The sequence below is a fragment of the Anaerolineales bacterium genome (assembly GCA_015075625.1).
In the GTDB taxonomy this organism is placed as follows: Bacteria; Chloroflexota; Anaerolineae; order Aggregatilineales; family UBA2796; genus UBA2796.
Window position 1 is genome coordinate 458,919 of sequence record JABTTZ010000002.1, and the last position, 12,074, is coordinate 470,992.

Consider the following 12,074-nt stretch of genomic DNA (forward strand, 5'->3'; position numbering starts at 1 on the left):
CAATTTTGCTCCATAGGACATTGACTTTTCCGTCAACGATTGGGTCCCACGGGCGGCAAAAGCGGGGTGGAAACTGTGGGCGCTGGTCGTCCCCGAAAGCCTTGCCGGACGTGGCACAATGGTGCCGATTGTGACAACATTCAGCAACTTGGGCGTGCATGTGCGCATCTTCACGCAGTTGAACGAGGCACGCGAGTGGCTTATAAGGCGCAACCTTAGCGGTGCAACTGATCCTTATCGAAAGCACCATCCCCCTTGCCTTCGGCATAGGTATGGGGATAGAAGGGGCTTTCGATGTATCGGTCTGCCTCAATTTTGCTGTAAAACCATAACCCCATCTCTCCCTCTCAGTTTGAGACGCTGGTCCCCCACCTGCCCAACAATCAAGGACTCATCACACTGATACCCGCTGAGACTGACTTCAGCCCAAAACTCTGGCTGCTCTGTTCTAAGCGTTAGCCGCCCCCCTTCGTCAATGATCTCAATCACCTCTGAGGTCAGGTAATGGATGACGATCTCCGGTCGGATGTGCCACTCTAGAGGCAAGATAGCCCCAGACCGTGCCGGAAGCCTTAACCTGTGTCCGCCAAAAAGGGAAACGTCAGCGGCGGCAATGGTCGTTTCAAGGGGATCATCCTGATAGTTAGTGATGAACAAGAACCCTCCGTTTTCGCCATCGGAAAGACGCACATCAGCCCAACTGCTTAAGGTGAACTGGGGCGGACAGCCCATCCGATCTGCCATCTGGCGCAGAATATCTAAATCGTCGGGGGTATTTGCCGCTAACGCTGCACCAAAGACCATCACCTGACCCATCCCTACCTGTTTGATGAAGCCCACAGGCTGCCCCTCTGCTGAAGTAGCAAACACTTCATCAAAGTCCCCCGAATAGGTTTCCATAAACGAGACCGGAACATCTCGGTAGGCAAAGGCTTGGAGTGCAGCGGGCATAAAGGGCGGGACGCTGTGGATGGACTGAATGCCGATTGTTTCTTGCAAGATCGTGCAGGGGGTATGCTCAAAGGTCTCTGCGCACATGCGCCCAACAAGGATCAACGTCCCGCCCTTCTGAACGTACTCTTGTAGTTTCAACTGGCTGGCTGTTTCACACAGTTTGTCCATCATCACCCAAAGGATGGGTGTCTGTTCCACATCGAGGTCAGCGCGAGTCAGGTCGAGGGCGTCAAAAGGGCGGTGGGTTAGGGCTAACCCACGCGCTAGAAAATCGAACAAAATCACCTCCCGCTGATGGGTCAGAATGTCCGTAGTGGGGCGGGTAAAGGTGTTGTTCACTTCAGTCATAAAATAATCGAGCAAAACGCCGATGGTGGTCACGGCTTTGGGCTGCGCCCGCATCAGATCAGCACCGTATGCCTTCAACACCCGCGAAAGTTTAGGATAGCGGTGATAATGGCTGCGCAGGCTGCCATCTTTACGTACCGGATGCCCCCAGTCGTGGCGCTTTATCGGACTGAGCAAGGGATCATTTTCGCCGTCGAAAAACAGATAGTGATTCACCGCCCGCATCCCACAAGAAATACACAGGCGGCTGTGCAACTCGTAGAGTGAGCTTTGGGCGCCGCTGAAATCCTGGTTTCCGCCCGCCTGAAACTCAATCGAAAAGAGCGCTTGCTCTGGATTTTGCCAGGCTTTGGTCATCTCATTCACCAGCAGCAGTTGATGAAAGTTGCCTTCCCCGATGAAGATCGGATACACATCGGTGGCACTGATCATACCCTCCAGAGCGATCACTTCCACCAACTGGGAAAGCCCGATAGGGAAGGTTTTTCCGCCGTTGCCAAACCCATGAATGTTAATTACGGCTGGGGTTTCCATACCGTGCGCTTTCGCCCGCTCCCACAAATGTGAAGCATAGTCGCGCAGGTAAGTGCGGTAGAAACGCCGATAGTCTTCGATCACCAGGGACGCATGGGAACTCTGAGGGTGGGCGATCTGCCCCACAAGGAAATCTGTCAGATTGAGGGCGGGGTAGTGTTGGGTAAGGCGCTCCCCGTAATGGGTGCGCAGAAAATCCCCAAACCGAGCGAGGGTGTCCGGGTTGAGATCGATCACATTCCGCACCCACTGGATCATGCCCATCTCATTATCCAACTGGGTGAGGACGATGTTGCCCCCCCGCGATATTTGGCGCGGCGCTAGAACCTCAAACACCGCCTGATACCAGCCTTCAACACACCTCAAAAAATCTGGGTGCAAGTAACTGGCTACATTGTGGGCTTTACCGTCCTGCCCAATGAACGCCGCTTGGGGATATTGGCTGAACACCCAGGGTGGGATGCCCTCGTTGATGGTCTCCGCCATAATGTAAGGACCAGGGCGGGCGATGATTAAAAAGCCCATCTGTGCGGCTAGATCAAGAAACCCGGACAAACTGCGCATGGGGTGGGTGTGTCCATCTAAATCAGTGTGTCGCGGTTCGGGTTGATGCCATAGCCATGGGATATAGGTTGCTACTGCATTGAATCCGGCTGTGCGCAGTAATCCAAGAGAATGGGACCACTGATCGATGGGGGTGCGAAAGTAGTGGAACTCACCCGCCTGAAGGAAGAGTGGGTTATCGTTCAGCCAAAACTGCCCGCCGCCTACAGAAAATGTACTCACTTACGTCCCCTTTTCGCTTGATAAAACCCAAGAATCTAGCCGTAAACTAGGGTTTGGCTTGTAATCAGGGTAGAACGTATTTCAAAAATCCTATCCCCCTATTTTTGCTTGCAGGGAAAGGGGGCAGGGGGATAGGGGAGTTCTACTCAATCAATCTAGGAGGAGCGCTGTACCGATCAGTTCTTGATGGGCATGGAGGGGGAAGCCTCCCGTTTGGTGAAATGGAGGGTGCGAAGAGCATTCTGAACATATGGACTGTTCGTGTAGGTGTTCCAGATCAGCCCACTGAGGTAATTCTCAATCATGAGCATCGAGCAGCCTTTATCGATCCCGTACAGCGCACTACTGTACCAGGGGGGATCACTAACTAGGTTGTAGGCGTCAAAAAAGCCGTACTTACCCCACGTTTGGGGATGTTCATGATAGAGATACTCCATCATTGCTATCGTTAAATCAGGGATGAAAGGCAGACAGGCGATTGCACTGTAGATGGAAACTGTACCCGTATGGTGAGGCGGATGCAGCGACGGAGAACTGCCAGCCACTTCATACCCCTTAGGATAGTCTCCAGCGCTTAACCCCCAGCTATTGGCATGATAGGTCTTGAAGGACTGCGCTTGTTCGATGCAAAAACTGCGGTTGGCTAATGCCGCCAGTCGGGTATTGTTAAACCAGTCAATGCCATCGGGATCGAGATATCTTGCCGTGTCGAGCCATGCCTCGCTGAACTGGTAGGCGAATAAGTTACCGCCGGGATTGATGATAATGGGCTGCCCTTCAAAGTAGCCTATATCACGCCGAAACCCTTGATAAAGCCGGCGTGCCACCGAGGGATCAAGGTGTCCAGCCGCTTGCAAGTACATCATCTTTTGTTCGGCAGCCATATCCCACTGACCGATAAATCCCGGTTCACCCTCCACATAGTCCCCGTCCTTATCGGGGTTATATGCCATCCGAAAACGGGTCTGCCCCTCATGCTCAAAAACCAGCCACGCCCAATCCACCCGTTCGAGTAGTTTCTGAGCCGTTTCGCGCACCTGATCATCGTGAAAATAGGCGGCTGCGGTAATCACCCCATTCAGGCATAGGGCGGTGTCGATGGTCGAATACTCACACTTATTCAGGCGTTGAGCGCTTTTCATGTCTAAGAAGTGGGCAAAAAAGCCCCGATGATGGCTGACTTGATTCCAGAGAGTGCGCAACGTCCCCTGTGTGATCTCCAACGCTTTCTGCCGGGGCAGCAGACCACGCTCACTGGCGATTACCCAAGCACTCAGGCTAAATCCCAGGGCGGCAATCGATGCGATCTGAAGATTTTTGGTAGCGTCCACCGTCAAGCCAAATCCCTGACTGTGTGGGTCGAGATTAGTGAAGTCCAAAAAAAATTGAATTGAACCTTGCAGTTCACGATCAAGAAGCGAGCGAACATCCATAAGGTTGTGTCTCTCCAACTATTCGGGCATTACTCTACAACATAGATGATTGGCGTGCGATGAATTGGACAGGAATGCGATCTATCTGAAAGGGCATTTCCTTATCAAGGAAGTCGATTAACTGTCGCGCCGCAGCCGCGCCCCACTCAAAACGCGACTCCCTGAGCGTCGAAAGCGGGGGATCGGTGTGCCGTGAAAGGGCAATATCATCAAAGCCAACAAGGGCAATATCGGTGGGAGCGCGAAGTCCACGCTCATGCATGGCACGCAAGAAGCCAATAGCCATCTGGTCATTCGCACAAAAAACGGCATTGGGCAGATCGTTCCCCGCAAAAACCATCTGAGCCGCCTCATAGCCTGAAACCTCTGTAAAATTGGCTTGATACACGGGGACCTGTATCTGATGCTGTTCAGCCTCCGCAAGGAAGGTCGCCATACGTTCGGCATTATCGAAGGAATCAGCAGCGCCGGCGACAAACGCCAACTTTTGTAACCCCTGCGCGTAAAGATGGTGAAATACTTGGCGAACCCCTTGCGCGTTATCCAACAGCAAGGTGACAATAAAATCGCTTTGCAAGGGGCGATCTAAGACCACCACAGGAAAGCGACTAGCCGCCAGTTTGAGCAGAGTCTCATTGGAAATTTTGGAGTCGAACACAATCGCCCCATCCACCTGACGATGAAGGAGAATTCGTCGGGGGGAACGGCTTTCCGGGCATACCAACAATTCGTAATCAGTCTCTAAAATGACGCTGTGAATGCCTTCCAAAATCTCCTCATAAAAGGAGCCGCCAAAACGGGAGATAAACACCCCGATGGTGTGGGTTTTGCGCTTTTTGAGGTTTCGGGCGAAGGCGTTGGGGTGGTAGTTAAGCTCTGTAGCAGCCTCCATTACCCGCTTGCGGGTGGCATCGCTAATCGTCCCTTTCTGATTGAGAACATACGACGCGGTGGTGACACTCACCCCCGCGCGGGTGGCGACATCTCGAATGGTGGTCATGGATTTTCCTTACCTATAACGTTGTAGTAGCGTCCGTGTGAAAGGATGATGGTAAACAATGCACTTCATTCGCCAGTAACCCCGCTTCGTTCAACCGATTCGACAAACCACCGTTGCAAAATGAAGTACATCACCAGCAGAGGTAGGATATTCAAAAATGTGCCGCTCATTTTGACCGCCTCATTCAATCGGTCAAAAACGTTGACCACGCCCGGCGGATAAAGGTTTTCGTAAGCCTGTACAAATTTGGAGAGCTGCATTGGCAGGGTGGTTGTACCCCCTTCCAAGAAGATCACCGTGAGAAAGGTTTCGTTCCAATACCACACTACCGAGAAAATGAACGAAACAATATAGGCTGGAAGTGCGGCGGGCATTGCCACCGTGAAGAAAATGCGTACATCAGAAGCACCATCAAGGCGGGCTGATTCCTCCAATACTTTGGGCAGTGAAAGAAAGTTTTGGTAAAAAATCAGGACGAAAATCGCACTTCTGAAGCCTTGCCCCATGAGAGCAGGCAAAATGAGCGCCAGCGGATTTCCCAACAGCCCCATGTCTCGATAGGTGAGCATCTGCGGGATGACGGTGTTCTGTGGGGGGATGATGAAAGTCGCCAGTAAAAGCAGCAGAACGATAGGCTTGCCCCAGAAGCGGTAGCGTGCCAACCCATAGCCCACTAGGGAGGCAACAAATGTCTGAAGCAGCGATGGAATCACACTGATTAGCACCGAAGCCAGCAAGGTGTTGACGTAGTTCAATACGCGGAACGCCTTCAGGTAGTTGCCCGGATAGAACTCGGTTGGCACCCACTGCACCATGGGGTTGAGCAAATCATTGGGGCTTTTGATGCTGGTCACAAACATGAACAGCAGCGGATGCAAATAGACAAAGCCGATGGCGATCAACAGCGCATACAAGACGAGAGTAAAGATCGCCCCGTGTCGGGCGCGGCTGCCAAAGAGGAATCCACGCAGCCGCTCTACCATCGGATGACGGAGGATTTGTTTCACCTTGCCCCCTTCCTTGCCCAATTCATGAGGACCCAATAAACAAGCCCCAGAAGGACAACCATCACCCCAAAGTAGATGAACGCCAGCGCACTGGCATAGCCGATTCCCCCGTGAATGTCGTATGTCCGAGCATAAACATACTGAATCACTTTGTTTTCCGAAAAATGAGAGAGGGTGATGATCGTGTAAATGGCGTTGACCACCGTTGCCATCGAGAGCGAAGGCAAGGTGACCTTCCAGAAGATTTCCCAACCCGAAGCGCCATCGATTGCTGCTGCCTCGTAGATGCTCCGATCCACTTTCTGTAAACTGGCAAGATAGATCAGGATTTGCACCCCCGAAAACCACAGGATGAGGATGAACGAGGTGAGCAAGTACTCTACGGGATTGCGCAATGCTTGTGGAAGCTGCTCCAAAAAGGCGATTACCGCCGGGGTGTTGGCAATGCCCGGCGCAGAAGCAGCCCCTTGCTCAGTCAGTTCTTTGATCACCGGTCCACTGGTAATGACGATGGGCAGGAAAAAGATGGTGCGAAAGAGTCCTTTGAATCGGAACTTAAGGTTCAGGAACATCGCAATCAACATGGCAAAGATCAACACAATCGGCACGGAGACGACGGTTTCGATGGTGTACCCGATTAGCAGCTCGACAAAGGTGGGATCGGTGAATAAGCCCCGTGTATAGTTTGCCCACTCAACAAAATCCAACGTGATGCTGGTGGCAGTCACCGTGACGCGATTTTGGCTGTAACGAAAGGTTTCTACAAGCGGCAAAAAGGTGAACAGCGCAAAGCCTACAAGCCAGATTAGGATAAAGGCGTACCCGTGCAGGGCTTCCCGGCTGCGGAGGCTGATCTCACGGCGACGGGGCGTGCGAATCGTCATTGGCTATTCTCCAAAAGCGCGGCGTTTTTTGCCTCGATGGTTATCCCGCCATAGACAAAAGGGTGATCCGTGTAATTGACGATGATCTGCTTGCCGTTGCCGTAGGTGGTGGCAAAGACCCCCTTATTAAGCTGTTTGCGGGCGACAATGGGTTGTCCCCGTACTGGAGACAGAAGATCATTCAGCCACAGGTAAGTGCGTTTGATCTGCTCACCCCACTGGGCATAAGAGGAACTGTAAATAAGCCATGCCGAGGCGGTGTTGATCATGTTGGCAGTGGGTTCATAGGTCACAAAGTACGATGGGTAAATACCATAATCAATGTGATGCAAGAGATCGTTTTGAACATTGGACGAAAAGTTGAGCGCTGCGCCGTAGTAGGGAACATAACCCGCTAACACCACCGGCAAAAACGGAACAGCCTCAGTGGTGTAGATGTACCCATTATCGCCCAAGGGCATATCGTAATAAGCCTCCATCTGCCCCCAAAGATAGCTGTTGGGGCGGTAGAAACCGAGGGGTAGAGGCGAGTCGCTCAGCATGGTCTGGTAAAATGCGATGGCTTCTTCACGGTTGAGCAAATGCCCCTGCCGGAAGTCACTGTAGAGGTTTGACCCGATGCTGTCGAGGGCAAGCCCAACTTTGATCTGATCGGCTGCGTCCTTTACAAAGGTGGTATAGCGCCACTGGAGGGTTTCAGCAGTGAAGTAGTAATTGTAGAAGCGGTTGTAGCCTTCGATATTCACCCCTGTGATCGCCATCGCCAGATCGTTACGGACTGAATACCCCGATTCGCCCCACAGCGCCGCTTGTGCGTCTAGATAGAGTGAAAAGCGCCCCCCTTCCGCCGCGATTCTTTCAGCCAGTGTGTGTAGTTCACCGATATTGCCTAACGCGGACTCTACAGTTAACGATAGGGAGGGCATGGTTAACGCCCCCAAAGGCTGCCAGCCAAAGTAGATCACATGGGGGTTGGGAATGTTCAGCGCTGCCAGAATGTCGCTCATCTGGCGGATGGTGGTCATGGGGACAAAACGATCCCAGACCATCACTTTTTCTTTATCGCCGCCCAGAAATTCAAGGCGGATACCAATGTTGGGATTGGGATCGGTATGTTTGAATAGAAGCCCCTTTCTGACCAGATACTGCTGATAACTGAGTGCCATGCCTACATAGTTTGCCGCTTCACCCGTGAGGAAACGATAGTGAACGACGACATCATAGGTGTTGGGGCGCCTCTGGATGGTTGTTACCCCTGCTCCCGAACGGTTTGTTGCCTGAAAGTAACTTTGGTTGCGAATGAAAGCGTTATAGAGGAAATTGAAGTTGGTGATGATCCCCGCAGGGTGTACCTGAAGTTCTCCATAGGCAGCGCCTTTTTCAACCACAACGAGAAAAGCGTTTTCGCCCTCCCCATGCACCATCCCAAAGACGGGGAAAGAGATGGGATAGGGTAAATTCACCAAGGGGTTATAGGGCTGAGTGGCAATCATGCCCAAATCTGCGCCATAGTAGCGCCCATAAAACATGGTTTGGGCTTTCGTGGAATCGGCAAAATGGATCAAGCTGCCCGTTCCATCAGGGATGAACATATAGCCGGGTATCGTGCCGCCCCGCGTCGCGCCCATAAAGGGATACAAAATAATCTGCCCCAATCGGTATTGGGGGCTGTCTTCAACAATGGACGTGTAAGGTATTTCCACCCTCACCCCTTCAGGCTCCAACTGTACAATTAGCTTTAGGGAGATGCCCACATCTTGAAAGGTTATGTGGGCTAAAATGCCTTGATCCATCGGGTTGACCACTACGATAGGGCTGCTGTTGCTAAGGGAAAGGCGTTTGCTAATTGCCTTCTCGTCCAGATAGTCGATACTGATCCCACTGCGAGCAAAGGCTTGCCACGAGCGGTTGAGCCGATCCCCCTCAATCAGGTCATCAATGCCCGAATGCCACAGGTAACCGCTGCGTTTATCCACCACCTTAAAGGACAGCGTGGTTGCATCGAGATGCAATTGAAATACGTCATTTTCAGCAACTTGCCGATAAGAAGCAGGGATTCCCTGCAACGGAGGTTCCGCTCTCACCGTATATGCCGCCGTACTTCTAGCCGTCAGAACCAGGCACATCAGGAGCAGCATAACGCGCCCATAGATACCTCTTTGATGCCCCGTCGGGGGGGAAATCATGTTAGCCACGTAGACCGACCTCCTGAATGATTGCTTGGATGAACTCAAACAATTGATTAAACAACACATAGAGGATGTAGCCAGTCAGAAGGAATATCCCCATCGTAAATAGAGTGATCAGGATATTCCGCACTGTTTCTGAAACCGAGTAATTGTGAATCTCCTTGACCATAATGATCAGCATGAGGATCGTCCACAACCACATGAGTTGGGTGGAGAAGGCGACGATAAAGACCTCATTGAGCGTCAATAGGTTGGAGAGGAGAGCGATTGGCAGGGCAAACAAGGCGTAAGGAAAGAGGCTATAAGCGCTACCGATAATCACATGGCGCAGACGCCCTTCCCCATCGCTGATAGTGGCAACCAAATAGTTTGCGGCATTCCAGATGATGATCATCAAGAGGGTGGAAATGATTTCTGACTCTACTTGAATTTGCCAGGCGGTGGAATACGGGCTGAAGATGAACCCGGTCACATAAATGGTGACAACCCGCATCGCCAGTACCCAAGCATAGAGGATGAAGGCAAAGACAAGGCTGCCCCGGAGATTGTGCTTGATGTAGTAGAAACTATCGGCGGGCTGCCGGATAAAGCGGAACATAAAGGCAAAATCATCGACCAAACGAATTTTCTGGGCGCGGCGGATGCCCTGTCGTAGTGGGTCTAGCCAGTGGCGGCGCTGCTCCAAACGATTGAAAAGGCTTAAGACGATCCACGCCCCTAAAAAAAGTAGTAGGGCATCGCCCAATGAGCGCTGTAATACAGCGTTGCGCAGTTCCCAAAAGGTCTCAGAATAGCCGTTGCGATCTTCGGCATAGCGGTAATTCTGTAAGGCGTTGGTATAGTCGCCTTCCTTGTAGTAGGCGTCGGCGATAGCTTGATACGCCATAATGAACAGCCCATTGTACTTTAACACCTGCTCAAAATAGGGCTTTGCCTCTTGGTAGAAGCCGTTCATATAGAGTTGCACCCCATCATGGACGATTTTGGCAAAATCAGTGGTGCGGAAGGTGATAATCGCGTTCTTATCTTTGTCCAGCACGTAGAGGTCATCCCCCACGCGTTCAATGGCGGTGGGATAACGCAACATGCCTAAGCGCTGCTCCCCCCTATCCTCTGCGCCAAAGCGGAACAAGAGAGTCCCATTCAGGGTATATTCATAGATATGTCCACGTCCATCTATCGCCAAAAGTAGACCGCTGTCGCTTGTGTGAATGTCCCGAAAGGTTCGAGACCCGATGTGGTCTTTCATCACGTTCTTGCCAGAGACAGTGAATTTGCGAATGCTCCTATTGGGTTCTGTTCCTCCCGTGATGGTATACACCAGCGACTGGTCATCAATGGTCACGTTGGAAGGGGAGGCGGCTTCATTCTTGACAAACTGATCAAGCTGCTCTTTGGTTAGGAAAAGCCGCTGCACGATCATCTTTAAGGACATTTCCGCCGAATTGGAGCCAAAATAACCGATGAAATGCCCATCGGTGTTCATCATTACCAGCCCATCCACTGAGCCTTCACTGACAATATAAAGATTCTTGCGCACATCAACGGCGATCTTGCGCGGCAGGAAGTCACGATTTGCGCCAAAGAGTGGCTCTGAGGGGCGTCCGAACTCCTTTACCAAGGTTCCCCTCTGGTCAAGGATCACGATTGTATTTTTGCCCGCATCAGCAATGTAGATCATGCCGCTTTCGTCGACGAACACCCCCGTAGGAGTTTGCACCAACGCTTTGCCTAATTCCGCCACCACCTGAAAGGTGGTGTCAATTTTGAGGATGCGTCCATTACCGGTATCGGCAATATACAAAAAACCATCTGGAGCGTAGTACATCTCCTCTGGACTAGAGACGGGTAGATCGATCTCTTGGAGCGGCGTGTAAGCGTCTTGGGTGGGGATGAATGCACCGCCGGGTCCAATTGCCCATGTGGTATAGGGTGAAATCGCACGGGCTTGGCTGTTGAGCGCTAACCACCCAATGAGGAGGAGCAGACCTAACCAAATCAGGCGTCTTTTCATCTGGTATGTTCTCATGGTCACTTCAACCCCGAATGCGACATGGTGTTCATCACTTGATTTTGGAGGACGATGAAAATCAGCAAATTGGGTAGAAACATAATCAGCCCTGCCGCCGCCGCGATACCTTGCCCGGCAACGGCGTTGGCGCCGGCTGTGGTAGTGGTTAGGGTGCTGAGGTAAAAGGCAAATGTCCTCAAGGTCTCGTTGTTTAGGTAAAGCGAGGATGTGTCGGCATTATTCCACGCCGCATGAAAGGTGAGGATGGCGATGGTGGCGAGGGCGGGTTGAATCAGAGGTAGGATGATACGCCAGTAGATGCGCCAATCTGAAGCGCCATCGATCTGAGCCGCCTCAATGACCTCATCGGGGATGCCGTCGATGAACTGCTTAAGCAGGAACAAACCCACTGGCATTGCCAACACCGGCAGAATATGCACCCAGAAGGAATCGAGCAGGCTTAACCGTTCGATCACCAAAAAGCGGGGGATGGTTACAGCGATGGGGACAAACATCAGCGCGATGTTGTTCACGGCAAAGAGGGTTTTCTTCAGCTTAAAGCGCTTTTTGGAAAGCGCATAGGCTGCCATGCTGGAGACCATGATTGAGGCAGCCACCGTGACAAGGGTGATTAGGATGCTGTTAAATAGGTAGCGGCTTACAGGAATGCCCGATGTGGACATTTTCGAGAACAAGTCAGAGAAATTCTTGAGCGTGGGATTGACCACAAAAAAGCGCGGCGGATAGGCGAACAATTCATCCGGCGGTTTGAAGGCGTTGGAGATCACAAAAATGATGGGCAGCAGCATGAAGATTGCCAGCGGCATCAACAGCGCATAAAACTTGATCTGGCTGACATGGAAGCCCTGTGGATTAACGCCGCGGTTGCGTAACCCTGAAAGCCGACGAACCCTGTTTCTGCTCATAG

The 12,074-nt window shown here is 51.9% G+C and carries 8 protein-coding genes; all 8 read right to left on the bottom strand.

The window, feature by feature from the left end:
* Nucleotides 1–309: 309 nt before the first annotated feature.
* The 8 genes from HS103_10640 to HS103_10675 all read right to left on the bottom strand — a co-directional run bounded on the left by HS103_10640 (nucleotide 310) and on the right by HS103_10675 (nucleotide 12,072).
* A complete protein-coding gene (locus tag HS103_10640; GenBank protein MBE7513256.1) occupies nucleotides 310–2,622 on the bottom strand; it encodes a beta-galactosidase in 2,313 nt (770 codons plus the stop codon).
* Nucleotides 2,623–2,798: 176 nt separating this feature from the next.
* Entirely contained in the window at nucleotides 2,799–4,055 is a 1,257-nt protein-coding gene (locus tag HS103_10645) for a hypothetical protein (protein MBE7513257.1), read from the bottom strand.
* Nucleotides 4,056–4,089: 34 nt separating this feature from the next.
* On the bottom strand, nucleotides 4,090–5,055 hold the full coding sequence (locus HS103_10650) for a LacI family DNA-binding transcriptional regulator (GenBank protein ID MBE7513258.1): 966 nt from the start codon (nucleotides 5,053–5,055) through the stop codon (nucleotides 4,090–4,092).
* Between the two features lie 65 nt (nucleotides 5,056–5,120).
* Nucleotides 5,121–6,038 (bottom strand): carbohydrate ABC transporter permease, encoded by a 918-nt coding sequence (locus HS103_10655; GenBank protein ID MBE7513259.1) that lies wholly within the window; start codon nucleotides 6,036–6,038, stop codon nucleotides 5,121–5,123.
* Nucleotides 6,039–6,058: 20 nt separating this feature from the next.
* Entirely contained in the window at nucleotides 6,059–6,946 is an 888-nt protein-coding gene (locus tag HS103_10660; GenBank protein ID MBE7513260.1) for a sugar ABC transporter permease, read from the bottom strand.
* Nucleotides 6,943–8,958 carry a hypothetical protein gene (locus tag HS103_10665; GenBank protein ID MBE7513261.1) on the bottom strand — a complete coding sequence of 672 codons (2,016 nt, stop codon included), beginning with the start codon at nucleotides 8,956–8,958 and terminating at the stop codon, nucleotides 6,943–6,945. The genes HS103_10660 and HS103_10665 overlap by 4 nt, the downstream gene beginning before the upstream one ends.
* A 175-nt stretch (nucleotides 8,959–9,133) precedes the next feature.
* The gene (locus tag HS103_10670; protein MBE7513262.1) at nucleotides 9,134–11,164 is read right to left on the bottom strand and encodes a YIP1 family protein; all 2,031 of its coding nucleotides are present in this window, start codon (nucleotides 11,162–11,164) and stop codon (nucleotides 9,134–9,136) included.
* A gap of 2 nt (nucleotides 11,165–11,166) precedes the next feature.
* Nucleotides 11,167–12,072, bottom strand: a complete 906-nt coding sequence (locus HS103_10675; GenBank protein ID MBE7513263.1) for a carbohydrate ABC transporter permease — start codon at nucleotides 12,070–12,072, stop codon at nucleotides 11,167–11,169.
* Nucleotides 12,073–12,074 lie beyond the last annotated feature (2 nt).